Here is a 23,825-nt window from a genome sequence, read left to right on the forward strand (position 1 = left end):
TCAAAAAAAATTGCACAGTCCGAGAAAACACTTGAATTGAATTGTATGATATTTATCAAAATAAGTCCGCTGTTTTTTCTTTGGAAATACAATCAAAAAATTAACATCTTAAAAAACATTTTGATTTAATTGTTTTAAAATATTTTAAACACAATGAATTCAAAAAGCCATATTTAATATTATGAACTTCAGTTCAGACCCCATAAATACAATTGAGAATTTAATAGCAAGAAACAAAACCAAAAGTATATCTATTTATTTGGTTATTGTTTTGGTCGTTATAATTTTCCTGATTGCATTGCCCATTATAAAAATAGATATAAGCAGCCAAAGTCGCGGAATTGTTCGCAGCACTACTGACAACGTTCCTGTTACAGCTATTGTAAGTGGCCGGGTTATCTGGCTCAATTTAAAAAATAATGGTGTGGTAAAAAAAGGGGATACACTTATAAAAATTGCCAAGAAAAATCTGGAAACTGAAAAAAACACCCAGAATGCAGTATCTAATTCAGTCGCAGAACTTTTGCAAGATGTGAATTCTATCTTATCCGGTAAAACTACTTATTTGCAAACATCGACTGCCAGAGAAGATTTCTTAAAATTCCAATCCCGTAAAAACGAATTGCAGAGCAAGGTTTCACAAGCACAAATTAACTTCAATCGCAATAAAGGATTATATGACAAAAATATTATTGCCAAAGTGGAGTATGAAAAGTATGAATATGAATTACGTTCGGCTAATGAGACACTGAAAAGTTATGTAAGCGAACAAAAATCGACTTGGGAAAATCAAAAGAGAGATCTCGAAGAACGTACGAAAAATTTAAAAGGCAGCATAGAAAAAATTAAAGTTGAAGAAAATAACTATGTTATTACAGCACCTATTTCGGGAACAATCGAAAATTTTTCGGGTTTACAGATTGGTTCATTTTTAAATGTGGCTCAATCTATAGCCACAATTTCAGCAGTAGATCATTTAATTGTAGAAAGCATGGTTTCTCCCAATGATATTGGACTTGTTTATAATAATCAAAAAGTCAAATTTCAGCTTGATGCATTTAACTATAATCAATGGGGATTGCTGGAAGGAAAAGTGATTGATATAGACCGTAACATCTCTGTTCAGGAAAATCAAACCTTTTTTAAAGTGCGCAGCGAATTAAACTCAACCGAAATGAAACTGAAGTCAGGATATAAAACGAATGTTTCAAAAGGAATGACACTTACTACACGATACATTATAGCCAGAAGAAGTTTGTTTGATTTACTATTCGACAAAGTAGATGACTGGCTGAATCCTAAACAATTATCAATTGATAATTAATACTTAAAATGGCATCAATAAAAATTAAACAACATGATATTAAAGATTGTGGTGCTGCTTGTCTGGCATCTATTGGAAATCATTACCAGGTTAATCTTCCTATAGCACGAATACGTCAATATGCCCATACAGATAAGCGTGGGACGAATGTACTTGGTATTGTTGAGGCTGCAGAAAAAATGGGTTTTACTGCAAAAGGAGTAAAAGGAGGTATGGATTCGTTAGATAAAATCCCATTACCGGCCATTGCGCACGTGGTTATAAAGCAGCAATTGCAACATTATGTAGTCATCTATAAAGTTGAAAAATCGAAAACCGAAAGTCAGTCTAAAATTACCGTAATGGATCCTGCATTTGGTAAAATGGAAACCTACACTTATGAAGAATTTCAGAAAATCTGGTCAGGTGTTTTAGTTCTTTTTGCCCCAAATGATGGTTTTAGAACATATAACGATAAAGTTTCTCCAATTACCCGTTTCTGGCATTTGATTCAGCCTCACAAAACTATTTTGGTTCAAGCTTTGATTGGAGCTATTGTTTTCACGGTCTTGGGATTAGCAATGTCAATTTATATCCAGAAAATTACTGATTATGTTTTGGTTGAAGGAAATCGAAAACTACTCAACTTATTAAGTGTCTCCATGATTGGGATAATTCTGCTTCAAAGTTATATAGGTTCTAAAAAAAGTATTTTTGTAATGAAAACAGGCCAGTTAATTGATGCTAAATTGATTCTGGGCTATTACAAACATTTGCTGCATCTGCCACAACGTTTTTTTGATACGATGCAAATAGGCGAAATCACTTCAAGGATAAATGATGCGGTAAAAATCAGATCATTCATAAATGAAGTAGCTATCGATATGATTGTGAATGTTTTTATCGTTATTTTTTCGTTTACTTTAATGTTTACTTATTATTGGAAATTAGCTTTGGTCATTCTGGCAGTTATTCCTTTTTATGGATTTATTTATTTTCTGCTAAATAAATTCAATAAAAAAGTAGAGCGAAGTATCATGGAAAATGCAGCCGAACTTCAAACACAATTGGTAGAAAGTGTCACACACGTTCGTACCGTAAAAGAATTTGGAATTGAGGATTTCTCTAATTTAAAAACTGAAAACAGATTCGTGAAACTATTATTCACTACTTATAAATCAGGTTTAAATGGTGTTTTTTCAGGGACCTCTACACAATTTTTAGCCTCTGTTTTTACTGTAATCCTAATGTGGATTGGTTCAGGATATGTTATTGACAGAGCGATTACCCCAGGAGAATTATTCTCTTTTTATGCTTTAATAGGTTATTTTACTTCGCCAGTTGCTTCTTTAATTGGTATGAATAAAACAGTTCAAAATGCACTCATTGCAGCAGATCGTTTATTTGAAATCATGGATTTGGAGCGTGAAAAGACCGAAAACAAAATTGAATTGGAAAAAGCAAAAATGGGAGATATTAAATTCGAAAATGTTAGTTTTAGGTATGGATCCAGAATTGAAGTATTTAAAAATTTTAACGCTATTTTCAAAAAAAATGAAACAACCGCTATTGTTGGAGAAAGTGGCAGCGGAAAAACTACCTTGATTTCGCTTCTCCAAAATTTATATCCCATAAAAGAAGGAAAAATTTATATAGGAGATTATGATACTCAGTTTATTCATTATAAAAGCTTAAGACAATTGATTGGCGTTATTCCGCAACAGCTTAATTTGTTTTCCGGAAACATTATCGAAAATATAGCTTTAGGTGATTCGTTTCCAAATATCCAAAGAATATTAGATTTGTCAAAACAATTAGGAATTACTGAATTTGTAGAAAAACTGCCCAATGGTTTCGAAACACAAATTGGTGAAAACGGAGCTATGCTCTCTGGAGGTCAAAAACAAAGAATTGCTATTGCACGCGCCTTATACAAAAATCCTGAAATTTTGTTAATGGATGAAGCCACATCATCATTAGATACTAATTCTGAAAGAATTGTTAAAGAAGTAATTGATGATTTTAAGAAGCAGGGAAAGACTATTATAATTATAGCACATAGGTTAAGTACGATTGCAAATGCTGACCAAATACTAGTTATGGAAAACGGAGAAGTTATAGAGTCAGGGAATCACCATCTTTTATTAGAAAGAAAAGAAAAATATTTTGATTTATGGAAAAAACAAAGTTTAGTGTAAGTGAATTTGGTCTATAACTAAAAACCAAATCAAAGTTTGCACAGATTGTGAATTTCGGTACATTTGCCCGGACGGAAGAATTCCTTACAAAACCAATTCAAGAGACTTTAATTAATTCAAGTTGTTAGTTGATTGGTTTAATTAAGACTATTTATGATAATGATTTAATTCTAAACTAAATTGAAAAAATTCAATCATTATAAACAGGCAGATCGCAAAGACTGTGGGCCAACATGCTTAAAAATAATAGCGAAACATTACGGCAAAACAATCAGGATTCAGGAGTTGAGAGACATTAGCGAAACAACACGTGAAGGAAGTAATTTACTTTATCTGAGTGATGCTGCCGAGAAGATAGGTTTCAGGACTTTAGGGGTAAAATTAGATTTAGAAAGATTACAGGAAGCACCCTTGCCTTGTGTTTTACATTGGAACAAGAATCATTATGTAGTACTTTATAGAATCAAAAAAGGAACTTATTATATCTCTGACCCGGCTTTTGGATTAATAGAATATAATAAAAAAGATTTCCTTAAGTTTTGGATAGGCAATAATGCAGATGAATTGACTCAGGAGGGAATCGCACTGCTGGTTGAAGCCACGCCAAAGTTTTTTCAGTCTGAGTTTGATAAAGAAGACAATAAGGGATTAGGCTTTAGCATGCTGTCACAATATGTATTGCGATACAAATCATTTCTGGTACAATTAAGTATTGGGTTATTGGCCAGTAGTTTGTTGCAGCTTATTTTTCCGTTTCTAACCCAAAGCATTGTTGATGTAGGGATACAAAACCAAAACATTCATTTTATATATCTGATTCTTTTTGCGCAATTATTTCTTTTTGCGGGAAGAACAGGTTTAGAACTCATCAGAAGCTGGATCTTGCTGCATCTTTCTACCCGAATCAATATCTCACTAATATCGGATTTCTTCATCAAATTAATGAATCTCCCTATCTCCTTTTTTGATGTCAGGATGACGGGTGATATCATGCAAAGGATTAACGATCATCGCAGGATTGAACGAATTCTTACCACATCTTCCTTAAACGTTTTGTTTTCTGTCATCAACATGATAGTCATGGGAGGCGTTCTCGCGTATTATAATATTCAGATATTTTTGGTGTTTTTTGCAGGAAGCCTGCTTTACTTTGGCTGGATCACCTTATTCTTAAAGAGAAGGGAAGTTCTTGATTACAAACGTTTCGCTGAGGTTTCGCAGGAGCAAAGCAAGGTAATGGAACTCATTAACGGAATGCAGGAAATCAAACTCCATAATGCCGAAAAACAAAAACGCTGGGGTTGGGAATATGTGCAGGCCAGATTGTTTCGGGTTTCGATAAAAGGATTGGTTTTAGAACAGACACAAACTATTGGTTCTTCTGTAATTAATGAGCTAAAGAACATTTTTATCATATTTTTATCTGCAAAACTGGTTATCGACGGTTCAATTACACTTGGTATGATGCTGGCAATAAGTTCGATTGTTGGAAGTTTAAACGGCCCAATCACTCAGCTTATTGAGTTTGTGAGAGAGTTGCAGGATGCCAAAATATCATTGGCAAGATTATCAGAAATTCATGAAAAAGAAGATGAAACCCAACAGGAAATTCATCAAACCCACGATGTTCCATATGATGCTGACATCGAAATTAAAAATCTCTCTTATCGTTATTTAGGATCTGATGTTCCGGTTCTTGACAATTTAGGTTTGGTAATTCCTGCCAATAAAGTAACGGCAATAGTAGGAGTGAGCGGAAGCGGGAAAACTACGCTTATGAAACTGCTTCTTAAATTTTATGAGCCTGAAAAAGGGGAGATTAATATTGGAAACGCACAGCTGAAAAATATTTCACAAAAAGCATGGAGATCTAATATTGGTGCAGTCATGCAGGAGGGATTTATTTTTAGCGATACCATTGCCAATAATATTGCTATTGGTGTTGATAAAGTCGATAAGGAACGACTAGTGTATGCTGCAGATGTAGCGAACATTAAAGAATATGTAAGTGGATTGCCATTGGGATATAATACTAAAATTGGCTCAGAAGGGTTAGGTATGAGCACAGGCCAGAAACAGCGATTGCTTATTGCAAGAGCTGTTTATAAAAACCCGGAAATATTGTTTTTTGATGAAGCCACTTCAGCATTAGATGCCAATAATGAAAAGGAAATTATGCGCAAACTGGATATCTTCTTTAAAGATAAAACAGTAGTGGTTATCGCACACAGATTGAGTACGGTTATGAATGCAGACCAGATTGTGGTTTTGGATAAAGGAAAAATTATCGAAATTGGATCTCATTCATCTTTAGTTGAGCAGAAAGGAAATTATTTTGAACTGGTTAGAAATCAATTGCAATTAGGAAATTAACATGGCAGAAGATACATTCGAATTAAGAAGCGAGGAAGTTCAGGACATTCTCACCAAAGTGCCGCACTGGATGATCCGCTGGGGAACGGTCCTGATATTTGGTATCCTATTTATGCTGTTTTTTGTGTCCTGGTTTATTAAATATCCTGACGTAGTAAATACCGAAATTGTTATTACCACCAACATTCCACCGGAGAAAATAGTCTCGAAATCATCAGGCCGGATTGAAGCAATTTTGGTGAAAGACAAATCGATAGTTTCAAAAAACACCACACTTGCCATTATTGAAAATACAGCTAATTATAAAGATGTTTTTTTATTAAAAAAGATTGTTGATGGATACAATATCAACGATACAAAAAAAGCTTTTCCTTTTGGGTTATTAAAGAATACACAATTAGGAGAAATTGAAAGTGCTTATGCCGTGTTTCAAAAAGATTATCAGGCACAGGAATTAAACAAGGATTTGCAGCCTTTTGAAGTAGAAAACAGGGCACAGAACTCTGAAAGTATTCAAATTAAGGAACGATTAGAAATTCTGCAGCAGCAAAAAGTAATTAACGAAAGCGAATTGCAGCTTCAAAAAAATGAAGTAGCCCGTTTTGAAACGTTGTTCAACAAAGGAATTATTTCGACCCAGGAAATGGAAACCAGGAAATTGAGTTACCTTCAGGCACAGAAGAATTATAAAAACCTCCTGTCATCTATTTCGCAATTGAAGTCTACATTGATTGAAAATACAAAATCGAGCCAGAATTCACACATAAACAGCACTAAAGAAGAAGTGAATTTAGGACGTAATATGGCACAGTCCTTTTATCAGCTTAAAAAAGTTATCAAAGACTGGGAATTGGCTTATACTTTAAAGACTTCTGTAAGCGGAGTGGTTACATTTTTACAGGTTTGGACAGAAAACCAGACCATAAATTCCGGAGATAATGTTTTTTCGATTATTCCGGATGCGAAAAATGGTTTTGTTGGAAAAGTAAAAGCACCAGCGCTAAATTCAGGTAAAATAAAAGTGGGGCAAAAAGTAAATATTCGCCTCTCAAATTTTCCTGACAGAGAGTTTGGGGTATTATACGGTAAAATTCAGAATATTTCTCTCGTTCCGGATAAAGATGGGAATTTGTTGCTGGATGTTGCACTTCCATACGGCTTGCAAACTTCTTATAAAAAACAAATTAACTTCCAACAAGAGATGAAAGGAAGTGCGGAAATTATAACCGAAGATTTACGATTAACAGAAAGAATTTTATATCAATTCAGAGATCTTTTTAGAACTTAAAACCCGGAATTATTTTTAAAAACCTCTTGGTTAACTTCGTCAATATAAGCTAAAACTTCTTCTTTTCCTGTTGATTCAGTAGCAGAAGTCACGAAATAACGGGGCATTTCTTCCCAGTTGTTGGCAAACATTTGTTTTTTGTAGGCTGCAATATGCGAGTCAATTTTTGTCTTGCTGATTTTATCTGCTTTGGTAAAAATAATACAAAAAGGAATCTCGCTTTCGCCCATATAAGACATAAATTCAATATCTATATTTTGGGCTTCATGGCGAATATCAATCAAAACAAAAGCACAAACCAATTGCTCTCTGGTTTCAAAATAATCAGTAATAAATTGCTGAAAAACCGATTTTGTTTTTTTTGATACCTTAGCGTAACCATATCCCGGTAAATCGACCAAAAACCAATTATTGTTAATCAAAAAATGATTAATTAATTGTGTTTTTCCCGGTCTTCCTGAAGTTTTAGCTAAATTTTTGTGATTGGTAAGCATATTAATCAACGAAGATTTACCAACGTTTGATCTTCCTATAAAAGCATATTCCGGCAAAAAATCTTTTGGACATTTTGCGACTTCAGAATTGCTGATAATAAATTCGGCGGTATTAATTTTCATGATTTTGGTTTTTAAAACCTCTTTAAAGTCGAAAGTTCAATGCTATAAATTCTTTTTTGTAAGCCATTCTTCAAGAATTTCATTAAATTCCTGAGGATGTTCCATCATAGCAGCATGTCCACATTTGTCTATCCAGTATAAAGTTGAATTAGGCAATAATTTATCAAATTCTTCCGCTACGTTAGGTGGCGTTACGGCATCATTTTTACCCCAGATAATACAGGTTTCTACTGTCATTTTTGGTAAATCTTTTGCCATATTATGTCGAATAGCACTTTTGGCTATCGTTAAGGTTTTGATTAGTTTGATACGATCATTAACCGTGGCATAAACTTCATCAATCAGTTCCGGGGTTGCTATTTTTGGATCATAAAATACATCTTCAGCTTTTTTTCGGATATATTCATAATCGCCTCTTTTTGGATAACTATCCCCCATAGCGCTTTCATAAAGACCAGAACTTCCGGTAATGACAAGTCCTGCTACTTTTTCAGGATATAGCTTAGTGTGGTAAAGTGCGATGTGTCCGCCTAGTGAATTGCCTAATAGTATTACTTTGTCAAACCCCTTAAAAGTAATAAAGTCTTTTACGTACTTCGCAAAGCTTTTTACATTGGTTTTTAAAATGCTTTGGGTGTATATTGGCAAATCAGGGATAATAACTTTATATCCTTTTGTTGGAAAATATTCTGCTACAGCATCAAAGTTACTCAGGCCTCCCATTAAGCCATGTAAAATAACGATAGGAGTTCCTTCACCAGCTTCATAATAGCTGTATCTGCCTTCTTTTTTGTAGTTTTTGTCCATTTAATCTGATGCCAATTTCAATTTCGACAAATATAGGGTTTAATAAATAAAAATGAATTTTTGCTGCCGTTTTTTAACTACCTAATTTTTGCAGAATTTATAAGTGATTAAGAATCAGCTTTTATTGTCTCTTTTGGTGAGATTTGTAAGTGTTAAAGTATTTGCATAATATTTAGTTTTTTAAGAGAATAACTAAGTATTTTTTGCAATAATTAATCAATATCGTTTGTAAAATAATTATTAGCTAAAGTATTGACTGTCTATTAATTAATCGGCAGTAGGTGAAAGTGGTTAAACTTATTAACAAAGTGGTATTTAGTGGTAAAATGTGGTAATATTTTTTATATTTTTGCTGTATAACATCTTAATGTAATTTTTTGAACACAATTGTAGGAACATATGAGTGTAAAGTTGATGCTAAAGGAAGGCTTATGATGCCTGCGCCCTTAAAAAAGCAATTGGCTTCGTCTCTTCAGAACGGATTTGTTTTGAAGCGCTCGGTTTTTCAACAGTGTTTGGAGTTATATCCAATGGATGAGTGGGATCTGATGATGCAGAAGATTAATAAACTCAATCGATTTGTAAAAAAAAACAATGATTTCATTCGAAGATTTACTGCCGGAGTTAAAGTGGTAGAGATTGATGCATTAGGAAGATTGTTGGTGCCAAAAGATTTGGTGGCTTTTTCAGGGATTGCTAAAGATGTGGTTTTTTCATCTGCGGTTAATATTGTTGAAATATGGGATAAGGATTTATATGAAAAATCAATAAGCGGCGAAGATATGGATTTTGCAGATTTAGCCGAAGAAGTAATGGGGAATATTAATGACGACGACAATGGAATATCATAATCCGGTTTTGCTTCATCCTACAGTTGACGGTTTAAATATTAAACCTGATGGCGTTTATGTAGATGTTACGTTTGGCGGCGGTGGTCATTCAAAAGAAATTTTGAAACGCCTGGGGCCAAACGGAAAGTTGTTTGCTTTTGATCAGGATGAAGATGCTTTGGCAAATGCATTACCGGATGAAAGGTTTACTTTAATAAATGAGAATTTTAGGTTTATAAAAAGATTTTTGCGTTTTCACGGAGTAAAAAGTGTAGATGGAATTTTGGCTGATTTAGGGGTTTCTTCTCATCAGTTTGATATTCCTGAAAGAGGTTTTTCAACCCGCTTTGATGCTGATCTGGATATGAGAATGAGTCAGAAAAATGATTTAAATGCTTATAGAGTAGTAAATGAATATGATGATGCTAACTTGAAAAGAGTGTTCCTGGATTATGGGGAACTGAAAAATGCACCGGCTTTGTCAAGATCAATTATAGAAGCCAGAGAGTACCAGCCAATCAAAACTACAGATGAATTAAAAGAAGTCCTGGCGAAATATTTGCCTGAAAGGGTTCGAAATAAAATATTGGCCCAGATATATCAGGCGATTCGAATTGAGGTAAATCAGGAAATGGATGTTTTAAAAGAATTCATCGAACAGTCATTAGAAATTCTGAATCCAGGCGGAAGGTTATCGGTGATTTCATATCATTCTCTGGAAGACAGACTGGTGAAAAGATTTATTAAAAACGGAATGTTTGAAGGGGAGCCTGAGCGTGATTTTTTTGGAAATTTTTCTGTTCCATTCAAAACCATCGGAAAACTGATTGTTCCGGATGATGCTGAAATCAAAATCAATAACCGGGCAAGAAGTGCAAAATTAAGAATTGCCGAAAAGATATAAATAAGAAAATGAAAAGCGGAGTATTTGACATATTAAAAGCAAGGTTTCTTATAAATGATGATGCCGTAAAAAACTGGCGATTCATTGTTTTTATTATTCTGTTAGCTATAATAATGATTGCCAATACACAGCGATACGAACAAAAGGTTTTTGAGATTGCAAAACTGAATAATGAAGTAAAAGAATTGCGATCAGAATTTGTAGACCGGCGTTCTGAATTGATGAAGCTAAAAATGGAGTCAACGATATCGAATAAAATGCTCGAAAAGCAAATTTTTCCATCAACAGTTCCTCCAACAAAAATAGAAGTAAAAAAAGAAGAAAAGAAAAGTTTCTTTAAAAAAATATGGCAGTAGACGATAAACATATATCCTATAGAATTTACCTCGTAGCAGTTTTCATCTTTTTGATGGCAATTGCTATTGTTGTTAAGTTAACCAATATCCAATGGGTTGAGGGAGATTATTATCGAAAATTAGCCAAACAGCGAACAGTTAAGAATTTTATAATTCCGGCTAATAAGGGAAATATTTATTCTGCCGATGGGAGTTTACTTGCAACATCAATTCCTAATTATGAAATCCGGTTTGATTCTAACGCCCCAAAGATTGAAAATTTCGAAAAATATGTAAAACCGCTTTCTGACTCTTTGTCTGTTATGTTGGGGAGACCCAGTGGTTATTATCAAAATGAATTAAGAAAAGCACGTGCCAATAAAAATCGCTATTATCTGATTGCCCGTAATCTGAGTTATACCGAATATGGAAGAATTAAAGGATTTCCGCTTTTTAGTTTAGGACCATTTAAAGGTGGTTTCATCATGGAACAGGAAACAATCCGGAAACATCCGATAGGGAAAATTGCAGAAAGAACGATTGGGTATGACCGAATTGATCCGGCAACCGGAGTAGAAGTAGGTAAAGGAATCGAGTGGGCTTTTAAAAGTTATCTGAACGGAAAAGACGGGAAGATTTTAAAACAGAAAATTGCCAAAGGACAATGGAAACCTATTCGGGATGTGAACGAAGTTGACCCTCAGGATGGTTATGATGTTATTTCGACAATTGACGTTTTTATTCAGGATATTGCGCACCATGCTTTGTTGAAGCAGCTGGAAGATTATGAGGCTGATCATGGTTGTGTTGTTGTTATGGAAACACAGACAGGTCATGTAAAAGCAATTTCTAATTTAGGAAGAGCGCAAGACGGATCGTACTATGAAACTACAAATTATGCTATAGCCGAATCCCATGAGCCTGGTTCCACTTTTAAATTGGTTGATTTAATGGCAATTTTAGAAGATAAAGTAGCTGATACAAGTACAGTTTACGACAGTAAAGGCGGTGAAATCAGGTATTACGGACGTGTCGTTCGTGATTCGCATAAAGGAGGCTACGGAAAAATTTCATTGGCAAGAGGATTTGAACTTTCATCAAACACAGTAATGGTTCAGGCGGTTTATGATAATTACAAAAGCAATCCATCAAAATTTGTAGATCATATTAAAGGTTATGGATTGCACAAAACGCTTGGATTACATTTTAAAGGAGAAGGAAGGGCAATTATTCCGCATCCGGGAGATAAAAACTGGTCAGGGGTTTCACTTCCGTGGATGGCTTTTGGATATGGAGTTTCAGTTACACCTATGCAGACATTGACATTTTATAATTCGGTTGCGAATAATGGGGTGATGGTAAAACCACAATTTGTTTCTGAAATTAAAGAATGGAATAAAACCATTAAGAAATTTGATGTTGAGGTTTTAAATCCAAGAGTTTGTTCCCCGGAAACCATCAAAAAGGTAAGAGCAGTTTTGCTTAATGTGGTTAAAAAAGGAACAGGTTCTAAGCTGTATTCGAAAGATTTTTCGATGGCAGGTAAAACAGGAACGGCTAAGGTAAATTACGGAAAATCGGGTAAAGAAGAGGTGTATTATGCTTCTTCTTTTGTTGGGTATTTTCCGGCAGAGCATCCTAAATATTCTTGTATTGTAGTGGTTCATAAACCCAATACATCCAAAAATAATTATTACGGAGCTGACGTGGCAGGACCGGTTTTTAAAAGAATCGCCCAAAAAATATTTACAGATGTGCCTTCGACCAATAAAATTAAAAAACTCGATTCTAAAATTCCAAAACAGGAATATAGTTATGATAAGTATGATGTAGAGGCAAATAAAAAGCCAAAACTGATTCCGGATTTAAAAGGAATGCCCGGAATGGATGCTATTGCCTTATTAGAAAATCTTGATATAAAAGTAAAAGTGATTGGGGTAGGAAAGGTAAAAAAACAATCGATAGAGGCTGGTCAGGATATAAACAAAAACACAACTATAGTATTAGAACTATCATGAAAATACTGAAAGACATATTATATAAAGTGGCTATTGAATCTGTTACAGGTTCAACAGAGACTGATATCCACAAAATTGACTTTGATTCGAGAAAAATTGAATCAAATGATGCGTTTGTGGCAATTCGCGGATCACTTTCAGATGGACATGACTATATTGAAAAAGCCATTCAGTTAGGTGCAGTAGCAATTATTTGCGATACCCTGCCTGAAAATATTAAAAAAGGGATTACATATATTAAGGTAAAAGACACGAATTCTGCTTTGGCTTTTATGGCGGCTAATTATTTTGGAAATCCATCTGAAAAATTAAAATTAGTTGGCGTTACAGGTACAAACGGAAAAACAACTATTGCCTCGTTATTGTTTCAATTATTTCGAAAAGCAGGATTTAAAGTCGGGTTGTTGTCAACAGTAAAAATTATGGTTGATGAAACGGAATATACAGCAACGCATACAACTCCGGATTCTTTAACAATCAATCATTATCTGAATGAGATGATCGAAGCCGGAGTGACACATTGTTTTATGGAAGTGAGTTCACACGGAATTCATCAAAAAAGAACTGAAGCTTTGCATTTTGCGGGTGGGGTTTTTACGAATCTTTCGCACGACCATTTAGATTATCATCCCACTTTCGCAGAATATCGGGATGTGAAAAAAGCATTTTTTGATTCATTGCCAAAATCAGCTTTCGCATTATCAAATATTGATGATAAAAATGGAAGCGTAATGTTGCAAAATACTGTTGCCCGAAAACTTACATATGCTTTAAAAACATATGCCGATTTTAAAGCACAAATTTTAGAAAATCAATTGTCAGGATTATTATTAAAAGTGAATGACAATGAAGTCTGGGTAAAACTAATAGGAACATTTAATGCATACAATGTATTGGCAATTTACGGAACTGCATTAGAGTTAGGGCTGGATAGCCTCGAAACGTTGCGCTTACTGTCTGATTTAGAAAGTGTTTCGGGTCGTTTTCAGTATATTGTTTCAGAAAGCGCTATTACAGCCATTGTAGATTATGCACATACTCCGGATGCTCTTGAAAATGTTTTGAAGACTGTTGAAGATATCCGGACTAAAAACGAACAATTAATAACAGTTGTTGGTTGTGGCGGGAATCGTGATAAAGGAAAACGTCCAATTATGGCCAAAATAGCTACAGATTTAAGTGACAGGGTAATTTTAACATCTGATAATCCCAGAAATGAAGATCCCGAAGTGATACTGGATGAAATGGAAAAAGGGGTTGAGGCACATAATTATAAAAAAATATTGAGAATAACCGACAGGAAACAAGCAATTAAAACAGCTTGCCAATTGGCTCAGCCCAATGATATAATTCTAATTGCAGGAAAAGGTCATGAAACCTATCAGGAAGTAAATGGTGTTCGTCATCATTTTGATGATATGGAAACAGTAAAAGAAATTTTAGAACAGTTAGGAAAATAAAAGTTCAATCGACTAATAGAGTTATTCGTTTATCCGGATATTTAAAAAGCAAACGATTAACCAAATAAACAAAGATATATGTTGTACTATTTATTTGAATATTTAAACAAAACACTAGATGTGCCGGGAACGGGAGTTTTTCAGTACATTACTTTCAGATCAGCTTTGGCCTTGATGCTTTCATTGCTTTTATCAACAATTTACGGTAAGCGAATCATCAATTTTTTGCGTAATCAGCAAGTAGGCGAATCGGTTCGTGAGCTGGGACTTGCTGGACAAAATGAAAAAGCAGGAACACCAACAATGGGAGGACTGATTATTATTTTTGCCACACTAGTGCCTGTTTTGTTGTTTGCCCGTTTGCATAATATTTATATAGTACTGCTTATTGTAACCACACTCTGGATGGGAATTATCGGTTTCGTGGATGATTATATTAAAATTTTCAAAAAAGACAAAGAAGGACTTAAGGGAAAATTCAAGGTTATTGGACAGGTTGGCCTGGGGCTTATTGTTGGATTGGTCCTTTATTTCAATCCTGCCGTAACAGTGAGAACAGATACTGGTTATAGTGATGTTTTTAAAGTAACAACAACTGTTTTACCGGCTCCGATTGAAGAAAAATCAACAGCAACAACAATTCCTTTCGTTAAAAATAATGAGTTTGATTATGCAAAATTATTGGCCTGGACAGGAGAAGGATATGAAAAATGGGCCTGGCTAATTTTTATACCGGTTGTAATTTTTATTATTACTGCAGTTTCTAACGGAGCTAATTTAACAGATGGTATTGATGGACTTGCCGCAGGAACCTCGGCAATATCTGTCCTCGCACTGGGGATATTTACATTTGTTTCCGGTAACATTATCTTCTCGAATTATTTAAATATTATGTATATCCCCCATTCGGGTGAAATGACGGTTTTTATATCCGCATTTGTGGGGGCATTAATTGGATTTCTTTGGTACAATTCTTATCCGGCTACTGTTTTTATGGGAGATACGGGAAGTTTAACTATTGGTGGAATTATAGCGGTTTTAGCCATTGCAGTTCGTAAAGAATTATTGATTCCGTTATTGTGTGGGATATTTTTGGTCGAGAATTTCTCCGTGGTTTTGCAGGTTGCCTATTTTAAATATACTAAAAAACGTTTTGGAGAAGGCCGAAGAATTTTTCTAATGTCACCATTGCATCATCATTATCAAAAAAAAGGATATCATGAAAGTAAAATTGTAACCCGTTTTTGGATTGTTGCCATTATGCTGGCCATATTATCAATCGTTACATTAAAACTGAGATAAGATCAATTAAAAATTAAAATACAGTTCTTATAAATAAAGGAAAATATTATTCAGGATAAATCATTTCTTTTCGCAGTTAGAATTATCAATTTGTACCAATATCTAACTAATACAAAAAAAGAATTTGTTCTGAGTAAACAAATTTTAAGATGTGGAACTTCCATTGGAGCAAATATTGAAGAATCAATCGGAGGGCGTTCTGATAAAGAGTTTTTATTTAAGCTTGAAATTTCATATAAAGAAGCAAGAGAAACTATTTATTAGTTGAAATTATTGAAAGCAACAGATTATATTTCTGCAAGTGAATTCGAAAGTATTCACTATGAAGCAGAAGAAATTGGTAAAATATTAGCGAAAATTATAATAACCTTAAAGGGGAAGATGTGAAACAATTAAAAGCCTCGTGTGTTAGATTTTTAATTTTAATTCTCAATTTTTAATTATATAGAGTATGAGATTAGTTGTTTTAGGAGGCGGAGAAAGCGGCGTAGGAACTGCTATTCTGGGAAAGAAAAAAGGATATGATGTTTTTGTATCGGATTTTGGAAAGATAAAAGAAAGCTATAAAGAAGTTCTGGTTATTAATGGTATTGCGTGGGAAGAGGAAAATCATACTGAAGACCTGATTCTGAATGCTGATGTAGTCATGAAAAGTCCCGGAATTCCCGAAAAGTCCCCTATAGTAAAGAAATTGTTTGCGGCTGGCATTAAAGTAATTTCGGAAATCGAGTTTGCAAAACCTTTTACCGAAGCATTAACAATAGGGATTACAGGAAGTAATGGTAAAACAACCACAACGATGCTTACGCATCACTTGCTGAAATCTGCCGGTTTGAATGTTGGGTTAGGAGGAAATATAGGAAAGAGTTTTGCCTGGCAGGTTGCCGAAAATAAATATGATGCCTATGTGCTTGAATTAAGTAGTTTTCAGCTTGACGGAATTATTGATTACAGGCCGGATATTGCCATTATTACAAATATAAGTCCTGATCATTTAGATCGTTACGAATACAAATATCAGAGATATATTGATTCTAAATTTAGGATCACCATGAATCAGACTGAAACGGATTATCTTATTTATGACGCAGATGATGAGGCAATTACAGAATGGTTACAGCACAATATAACAAAAGCAAAATTAATTCCTTTTTCACTGACTCAGGAGTTTAGTGAAGGGGCTTTTATAAAAAACAACAAAATGGAAATAAAGATTAACCAGGAAGAGTTCTCAATGGAAACAGAATACATTGCATTAGAAGGAAAACATAATATGAAAAATGCAATGGCAGCAAGCTCTGTAGCAAAATTGATGCAAATCAGAAAAGCAACGATTCGTGAAAGTCTATCTAATTTTCAGGGTGTTGAACACCGATTAGAGAAAGTTCTAAAAATTCAGAATGTACAATATATCAACGATTCTAAAGCGACAAACGTAAATGCAACTTTTTTTGCTTTAGATAGTATGAATACTCCCACCGTTTGGATTGTTGGAGGGGTGGATAAAGGAAACGATTATAATGAATTAATGTCATTGGTCCGTGAAAAAGTAAAAGCTATCATTTGTCTGGGTGTTGACAATCATAAAATTATTGACGCTTTTGGAAATGTAGTTGATATCATGGTAGAAGTAAATAATATGAGCGATGCAGTAAAAACAGCCCAGCGCTTAACAGAAAAAGGGGATGCTGTTTTGTTGTCTCCTGCATGTGCCAGTTTCGATTTATTTGAAAGCTACGAAGACAGAGGAAAACAATTTAAGCAAGCGGTACATAATTTATAATTTTAGATTTCAGAGTTTAGATTTTAGATTTTTCTAAACTTTGAAATTTAATTAAGATTTAAGTTCTTTTAATTATGACGACAGATGAAATGAAGTTGAGAACAAAGAAGTTCTCCTTGAGGATAATAGATTTAGCAGAAAAATTACCAACAACTTATGCTGTAAAAGTAATTGCAAGTCAAATTGTAAGGAGTGGAACATCGGTTGGAGTAAATTATCGAGCAGTTTGTAGAGCAAGAAGTGATCGTGAGTTTATATATCCAAAATGAATATAGTTTTAGAAGAAGCTGACGAGACTTTTTTTGGCTAGAAATTATAAAAGAAAAAATGTGGATCAATAAAAATGATTTAGAAGTAATTTGGAAAGAAGGAAATGAATTAACAGCGATTTTCGTGAGTAGCTTAAAAACAGTAAACAATAGAATAAATAAACCGAAGGTTTAAAAACAATCTAAAATCTAAAATCAGAAATCTAAAATTACACTTATGAAGCAGCTCGTAAACAAATTAAAGGGAGACAGGGTAATATGGTCATTCGTGGCTTTATTGGCGTTGTTTTCGTTTATGCCTGTTTTTAGTGCAAGTAGTAATTTAGCTTACATTGGAAGGGGTACCGGTAATACTTTAGGATATCTGGTTAAGCATTTGGCTCACATTTGTATTGGTTTCCTGATTATTTATTGGGTGCATAAAGTGCCATATCACTATTTCAGGGCGATTTCAAAACTAGCTTTACCGGTTGTCTGGATTTTGCTGGTTTATACCTTATTAAAAGGAACTGTAATTGCCGGTGCAAATGCCAGTCGTTGGATCCAGGTACCTTTTATCGGAATTACGTTTCAAACGTCTACGATGGCATCTATTATATTGTTCATATACGTAGCACGATATTTATCTAAGACTAAAGAAGAAAATGAGCCTTTTAAAACCTCATTAATAGAACTTTGGCTTCCGGTTTTTATCACTTTGGGGCTTATTCTGCCAGCCAATTTTTCTACCACAGCCTTGATTTTTTCAATGGTTATCATGCTGGCTTTTATTGGTAAATATCCATTAAAATACATTGGTTTGATTATTGGTTCAGGAGTAGTAATGTTTGTGTTTTTTCTTTTGATGGCTAAAGCTTTTCCCGATTCGAAATTCTTTACAAGGGTAGGAACTTGGGGAAACCGTATAGAAAATTTTACAACAGATAAACCTGATGAAGATGATTATCAGATAGAAAAGGCAAAAACAGCTATTGCATCCGGTAGATTAGGAGGTTTAGGTCCAGGAAAAAGTGTTCAGAAAAACTTTTTGCCACAATCTTCGTCTGATTTTATTTATGCTATAATAGTTGAAGAATATGGACTCGTTGGTGGATTAATGGTTTTGATTTTATATTTATTGCTTCTGTTTCGATTTGTAATCGCTTCACACAAAGCTAATACCCTGTTTGGAAAATTAGTCGTCGTCGGGCTCGGCTTTCCTTTGATTTTTCAGGCAATGATTAACATGGGGGTAGCGGTAGAATTATTACCGGTAACAGGGCAAACACTCCCATTAATTAGTAGTGGAGGCAGTTCGATCTGGATGACATGTTTTGCCCTTGGGATTATTATTAGTGTAACAAAAAAAGACGAGGAAATTGTTGAAGAACAACTGGAAAAAGAAAGAAGAAGAGAAGCGCTGCAACGATTAATTGATAAGGAGTTGGCTGAAGAGGTTTTTGTTAATGAAAAAGAAGTTGATACCGAAATGTATTCAATTGAAGATAATTCCAAAAATCCAATGAATGCAGTATTAAATAAATAAAACTCTAAAAACGATATAGTTTTTAAGCATTATACTTTAAAAAAAATGATAAAATATAAATTCATATTAAGTGGCGGTGGTACCGGAGGACATATTTATCCGGCAATTGCGATTGCAAATGAATTAAAATTACAATTTCCTGATGCTGAATTTCTTTTTGTAGGTGCCAAAGATAAAATGGAGATGCAAAAAGTGCCTCAGGCAGGTTATGAGATAAAAGGCCTTTGGATTGCCGGAATACAAAGAAAAATTACTTTACAAAACATGATGTTTCCTTTTAAGCTGATAAGCAGTTTGTGGGATTCAAATAAAATTATCAGGAATTTTAAACCCAATGTGGTGATTGGTACAGGCGGTTTTGCAAGCGGGCCTTTGTTGCGTGCTGCAGGTTCTGCAGGAATTCCGACAGTAATTCAGGAGCAAAATTCTTTTCCGGGCATCACAAATAAATTATTAAGCAAAAAAGCCAATGCAATTTGTGTAGCCTATGAGAATTTAGAACGTTTTTTTCCAAAAGAAAAAATTGTTTTGACTGGAAATCCGGTTCGTCAGGATTTGATTGATATTAGCAGCAAAAGAGATGAAGCAATTGCTTTTTATAATCTGGATCCGAATAAAAAAACATTGTTGGTTTTAGGAGGAAGTTTAGGTGCGAGAAGGGTCAATCAGTTAATTGAGAAAGAATTAGAGCATATACTTTCTCAGGATATTCAGATTATTTGGCAATGTGGGAAATTATATTTTGAGGATTATAAAAAATACAATTTGCCGGATGTAAAGGTGGTAGATTTTATTGAAAGAATGGATTTTGTTTACGCAGCTGCAGATGTGATTATTTCCCGTGCAGGAGCATCATCAGTTTCAGAATTATGCATTGTGGGCAAACCTGTAATTTTTATTCCGTCTCCCAACGTAGCAGAAGATCACCAAACTAAAAATGCACAGGCTGTTGTGGATGCAAAAGGGGCAATTTTATTGAAAGAGTCAGAATTAGAGAGTCAGTTCAATATTGTTTTTGAAGCTTTATTGAAAGATAAAGACAAACAAAATCAATTAAGTGAAAGCATTAAAAAACTGGCGAAGCCAAATGCTACAAAAGCTATTGCAGAGGAAATTAAAAAGTTGTTATAATGTAATTTTTTTTAAAAATTATACAACATAAACAGAAAAACAGAACGCTATTTTAGGCGTTTTGAGTTATTAGAATAAGGAAAATACAAAAGCTTAATTACTAGTTTTTTATAAATCAAAAATACTTGTAAATAGCTCAAAAATAAATTGAAATGAATTTAAATCAAATACAAAATGTTTACTTTATTGGCATTGGCGGTATCGGAATGAGTGCCCTGGCCCGTTATTTTAAGAATATCGGAAAAAAGGTTACAGGTTACGATAAAACGCCATCTATGCTAACAAATGAACTGATTGAAAGCGGTATTGATATTCATTTTGAAGATAATATCAGTTTGATCCCGGATGATTATTTTGTAGAAAACACATTGGTCGTTATTACGCCGGCTGTTCCCAGAACTCATTCAGAATGGAATTATTTTTTAGAAAGAGAATATCAGGTTAAAAAACGTGCTGAAGTCTTAGGGATTATTACTAAGGATACTTTTTGTTTTGCAGTTGCAGGAACACACGGAAAAACAACGACCTCCAGTATTTTAGGACATGTTTTATTTGAGAGTGGCGCAGATGTTACCGCTTTTGTTGGCGGGATAGTAGAAAATTATAATTCTAATTTAATTGGAAGCGGAGAAACGGTGACAGTCGTTGAAGCTGATGAATTTGACCGTTCATTTTTGCATTTACATCCCAATATTGCCTGTATTACATCTATGGATGCTGATCACCTGGATATTTATGGAACTAGTGATGCCATCGAAGCTTCTTTTTTGGAATTTGCTTCAAAAATAGAAAATAAGCGTAACCTCTTTATTACTAAAGAATTGTGGATAGAAGGTGTTCAGTGTACTATCAATGAAGAAGCTCCTTATAAGGCATTTAATGTTCGTATAGAAAATGGAAGTTATGTTTTTGATGTACAGACACCATCAGAAATTATGAAAGACCTGCATTTTGGATTACCTGGAAAACACAATTTAATGAACGCATTGATGGCTATTGCAATGGCGGGAACTTTTGGTATTCCAACAGATAAAATTGTAAAAGCGATTGGTTCTTTTAAGGGAATCAGAAGACGTTTTTCTTATCAGATAAAATCAGAAAAGTTAGTTTACATAGATGATTATGCACACCATCCAACAGAAATAAATGCAGTGCATCAGGCGGTTAGGGAGTTGTATCCGAATCGTAAGGTATTGGCTGTTTTTCAGCCACATTTATTCAGCAGGACACGAGATTTTGCGGATGGATTTGCAGAAAGCCTGTCAGCTTTTGATGAAGTGTTTTTAATGGATATTTACCCGGCACGAGAGTTGCCGATGGAAGGTATTACTTCTGATTGGCTAATGGGTAAAATGACAAATAAAAACAAAAAAATTGTTGCAAAAGAAGATTTATTAGCGTCAATCAAAGCCAGTGATGCGCCAATAATTGTAACAATCGGGGCTGGTGATATTGGTGAAATGGTTCCGTCAATCAAAAAAATGCTCAATGAAAATATTTAATTGGACAAATATTCGACTAGTACTCATTTTAGGGGTTGTACTTTTTTTGTACTCGTTTGCACAACATAGAAACGGAGATAGAAAACTGCAAAAATCAAGCGTTGTTTTTGTGGGAGAAAACACTCTTTTTTTAAAATCTGAAACGGTTAATAAATTGTTGATAGAAAATAAAAGAGACGCTTCAACTATCCGAAAAGATGAATTAGATTTGAATAAGATAGAAAAAAGCCTTGATTCGCAAGAGTTGATTGAAAAATCAGATGTATTTGTGAGTATCGATGGCGTTCTAAAAGCGGTAGTAAAACAAAAGACACCAATAGCCAGAATTTATGATGGCGAAAACTCTTTTTATATTGACTATGAGGGAAATAAAATGCCTCTGTCAGATAATTTTACAGCCCGTGTTCCTATTGTTTCGGGAGCAATTAATGAAAAAAATAACGAAGAATTAGCCGCCCTATTTCGCACAATTTATGACGATGCGTTTTTGAAAAAAAACATCATTGCAATTCAAATTATGCCTAATGGCAGCCTAAAATTGTTTAATAGAAATTATAATTACTTCATTGATTTTGGCAGAACAATGAATGTTGATGAAAAATTTAGAAACTATAAAGCTTTTTTTCAGAAAGCGGTTTTGGATAGTTCGTTATACAAATACAAGAAAATTGATCTCAGGTTTACGGAACAAGTGGTTTGCACAAAATAATAGAAAATGGAAAAAGATAACATTGCAGTAGGTCTAGATATTGGAACGACAAAGATAGTTGCCATGATAGGCAAGAAAAACGAGTATGGTAAACTGGAAATTTTGGGTATTGGAAAATCCAAAAGTCTGGGTGTTGCGAGAGGAGTTGTAAATAATATTACACAAACGATACAATCGATTCAGCAAGCGATAATAGAAGCAGAAAATAATTCAGGTTATAAAATAAAAGATGTGGTTGTAGGTATTGCCGGGCAACATATCAGAAGTATACAGCATACGGATTACATCAGCCGAAGTAATCCGGAAGAAGTAATTGGCGAGAATGATATTCAGCTTTTGATTGATCAGGTAAATAAACTGGCAATGTTACCGGGTGAAGAGATTATTCACGTTTTGCCGCAGGAATTTAAAATCGACGGTCAATCGGAAATTAAAGAGCCTATCGGAATGTACGGTGGACGATTAGAATCCAGTTTTCACGTTGTGGTAGGCCAGGCATCATCGATCAGAAACGTGGGAAGATGTATTCAGAGTTCGGGCATTGAATTGTCAGGATTGACATTAGAGCCTTTGGCTTCTGCAGATGCTGTTTTAAGCCAGGAAGAAAAAGAAGCTGGTGTTGCACTTATCGATATTGGAGGGGGAACAACAGATTTGGCCATTTTTAAAGATGGTATCATCCGTCATACTGCAGTAATTCCATTTGGTGGAAATGTAATAACAGAAGATATTAAAGAGGGATGTTCCATTATTGAAAAACAAGCTGAACTTTTAAAAATAAAATTCGGATCGGCCTGGCCGGGAGAGAATAAAGACAACGAAATTGTTTCTATTCCCGGATTAAGAGGAAGAGAGCCAAAAGAGATTTCGCTTAAAAACTTATCCAAAATTATTCATGCCCGTGTAGTGGAGATAGTAGAACAGGTTTTTGCTGAAATTAAAGCTTACGGGCACGAAGATCCTCGTAAAAAACTAATTGCAGGAATTGTTCTTACAGGTGGTGGAGCTCAATTGAAACATATCAAACAATTGGTTGAGTACATAACCGGAATGGATACCAGAATTGGATATCCGAATGAGCATTTAGCAGGTAATTCAAGCGAGGAAATTTCAAGTCCTTTATTTGCTACGGCAGTTGGACTAGTAATGAATAGTATTGAAAACAGTACACAAAGTGCTGTAAGATTGGAAGTTGTAAATGAACAGCCAAAACCAGTTTACAGAAATATTCAGACTCCTGTACAACAACGATACGAAGTAGAAGAAAACTACGTTGAAAGAGTAGAAACTATTGAACAGTCAAGAGAAGTTAGGAATAATTTGGCTGTTGAAGAGTCTACAGAAACTAAGATCAGAAGATCATTTTTTGATCGTTATGTCGATAAAATCAAAGATTTTTTAGACAACGCAGAGTAATAAAAAGAAAAGGAATTACTTTTTGCCACAAGTCAGAAAGTAAAAAATGTATTAA

The 23,825-nt window shown here is 34.3% G+C and carries 19 protein-coding genes and 1 pseudogene; 18 read left to right on the forward strand and 2 right to left on the reverse strand.

The annotated features are described in order from the left end of the window. Positions 1–181: 181 nt before the first annotated feature. The 4 genes from J2W48_RS06300 (at position 182) to J2W48_RS06315 (ending at position 7,162) form a co-directional block, all read left to right on the forward strand. Positions 182–1,324: an HlyD family secretion protein gene (locus J2W48_RS06300; protein WP_310279509.1), complete on the forward strand. Its 1,143-nt coding sequence runs from the start codon at positions 182–184 to the stop codon at positions 1,322–1,324. 8 nt (positions 1,325–1,332) lie between these two features. After that, complete coding sequence (locus J2W48_RS06305; RefSeq protein WP_310279511.1) at positions 1,333–3,501, forward strand: peptidase domain-containing ABC transporter; 2,169 nt, start codon at positions 1,333–1,335, stop codon at positions 3,499–3,501. A gap of 180 nt (positions 3,502–3,681) precedes the next feature. After that, complete coding sequence (locus J2W48_RS06310; protein WP_310279513.1) at positions 3,682–5,874, forward strand: peptidase domain-containing ABC transporter; 2,193 nt, start codon at positions 3,682–3,684, stop codon at positions 5,872–5,874. Position 5,875: 1 nt separating this feature from the next. Then, complete coding sequence (locus J2W48_RS06315) at positions 5,876–7,162, forward strand: HlyD family secretion protein (RefSeq protein WP_310279515.1); 1,287 nt, start codon at positions 5,876–5,878, stop codon at positions 7,160–7,162. Here the strand turns inward: J2W48_RS06315 and yihA are convergent. Together yihA and J2W48_RS06325 are read right to left on the reverse strand one after the other, a co-directional pair. Further along, positions 7,159–7,779, reverse strand: a complete 621-nt coding sequence (gene yihA / locus J2W48_RS06320) for a ribosome biogenesis GTP-binding protein YihA/YsxC (RefSeq protein WP_310279517.1) — start codon at positions 7,777–7,779, stop codon at positions 7,159–7,161. The two genes, J2W48_RS06315 and yihA, sit on opposite strands and share 4 nt — an antisense overlap. A 42-nt stretch (positions 7,780–7,821) precedes the next feature. Continuing rightward, positions 7,822–8,586 (reverse strand): alpha/beta fold hydrolase, encoded by a 765-nt coding sequence (locus J2W48_RS06325; RefSeq protein WP_310279518.1) that lies wholly within the window; start codon positions 8,584–8,586, stop codon positions 7,822–7,824. 377 nt (positions 8,587–8,963) lie between these two features. Here J2W48_RS06325 and mraZ point away from each other — a divergent pair, with 377 nt between their 5' ends. The 14 genes and pseudogenes from mraZ (at position 8,964) to ftsA (ending at position 23,770) form a co-directional block, all read left to right on the forward strand. Continuing rightward, positions 8,964–9,437, forward strand: coding sequence for a division/cell wall cluster transcriptional repressor MraZ (mraZ, locus tag J2W48_RS06330; protein WP_310279520.1), 474 nt, complete (start codon positions 8,964–8,966; stop codon positions 9,435–9,437). Then, positions 9,412–10,320 carry a 16S rRNA (cytosine(1402)-N(4))-methyltransferase RsmH gene (rsmH, locus tag J2W48_RS06335; RefSeq protein WP_310279522.1) on the forward strand — a complete coding sequence of 303 codons (909 nt, stop codon included), beginning with the start codon at positions 9,412–9,414 and terminating at the stop codon, positions 10,318–10,320. The genes mraZ and rsmH overlap by 26 nt, the downstream gene beginning before the upstream one ends. A gap of 8 nt (positions 10,321–10,328) precedes the next feature. Then, complete coding sequence (locus J2W48_RS06340) at positions 10,329–10,676, forward strand: FtsL-like putative cell division protein (RefSeq protein ID WP_310279524.1); 348 nt, start codon at positions 10,329–10,331, stop codon at positions 10,674–10,676. Then, positions 10,667–12,673, forward strand: coding sequence for a penicillin-binding protein (locus J2W48_RS06345; RefSeq protein WP_310279526.1), 2,007 nt, complete (start codon positions 10,667–10,669; stop codon positions 12,671–12,673). Before J2W48_RS06340 ends, J2W48_RS06345 begins: the two co-directional genes overlap by 10 nt. Further along, positions 12,670–14,133, forward strand: coding sequence for a UDP-N-acetylmuramoyl-L-alanyl-D-glutamate--2,6-diaminopimelate ligase (locus J2W48_RS06350; RefSeq protein ID WP_310279528.1), 1,464 nt, complete (start codon positions 12,670–12,672; stop codon positions 14,131–14,133). Before J2W48_RS06345 ends, J2W48_RS06350 begins: the two co-directional genes overlap by 4 nt. 78 nt (positions 14,134–14,211) lie before the next feature. Continuing rightward, positions 14,212–15,435, forward strand: coding sequence for a phospho-N-acetylmuramoyl-pentapeptide-transferase (gene mraY / locus J2W48_RS06355; protein ID WP_310279530.1), 1,224 nt, complete (start codon positions 14,212–14,214; stop codon positions 15,433–15,435). Positions 15,436–15,468: 33 nt separating this feature from the next. After that, positions 15,469–15,822: pseudogene (locus J2W48_RS06360) on the forward strand (four helix bundle protein). A gap of 64 nt (positions 15,823–15,886) precedes the next feature. Then, positions 15,887–17,218 (forward strand): UDP-N-acetylmuramoyl-L-alanine--D-glutamate ligase, encoded by a 1,332-nt coding sequence (gene murD / locus J2W48_RS06365; protein WP_310279532.1) that lies wholly within the window; start codon positions 15,887–15,889, stop codon positions 17,216–17,218. A gap of 74 nt (positions 17,219–17,292) precedes the next feature. Beyond that, positions 17,293–17,487 (forward strand): four helix bundle protein, encoded by a 195-nt coding sequence (locus J2W48_RS06370; protein ID WP_310279534.1) that lies wholly within the window; start codon positions 17,293–17,295, stop codon positions 17,485–17,487. 217 nt (positions 17,488–17,704) lie between these two features. After that, the gene (locus tag J2W48_RS06375; protein WP_310279536.1) at positions 17,705–19,012 is read left to right on the forward strand and encodes an FtsW/RodA/SpoVE family cell cycle protein; all 1,308 of its coding nucleotides are present in this window, start codon (positions 17,705–17,707) and stop codon (positions 19,010–19,012) included. A 45-nt stretch (positions 19,013–19,057) separates the two neighbouring features. Further along, positions 19,058–20,143, forward strand: a complete 1,086-nt coding sequence (murG, locus tag J2W48_RS06380; protein WP_310279539.1) for an undecaprenyldiphospho-muramoylpentapeptide beta-N-acetylglucosaminyltransferase — start codon at positions 19,058–19,060, stop codon at positions 20,141–20,143. A 152-nt stretch (positions 20,144–20,295) separates the two neighbouring features. Next, positions 20,296–21,645 carry a UDP-N-acetylmuramate--L-alanine ligase gene (murC, locus tag J2W48_RS06385; RefSeq protein WP_310279542.1) on the forward strand — a complete coding sequence of 450 codons (1,350 nt, stop codon included), beginning with the start codon at positions 20,296–20,298 and terminating at the stop codon, positions 21,643–21,645. Beyond that, positions 21,632–22,354: a cell division protein FtsQ/DivIB gene (locus J2W48_RS06390; protein ID WP_310279544.1), complete on the forward strand. Its 723-nt coding sequence runs from the start codon at positions 21,632–21,634 to the stop codon at positions 22,352–22,354. Before murC ends, J2W48_RS06390 begins: the two co-directional genes overlap by 14 nt. Positions 22,355–22,360: 6 nt before the next feature. Further along, entirely contained in the window at positions 22,361–23,770 is a 1,410-nt protein-coding gene (ftsA, locus tag J2W48_RS06395; RefSeq protein ID WP_310279546.1) for a cell division protein FtsA, read from the forward strand. Positions 23,771–23,825 lie beyond the last annotated feature (55 nt).

The organism is Flavobacterium piscis, from assembly GCF_031457575.1.
Taxonomy (GTDB): Bacteria; Bacteroidota; Bacteroidia; order Flavobacteriales; family Flavobacteriaceae; genus Flavobacterium; species Flavobacterium piscis_A.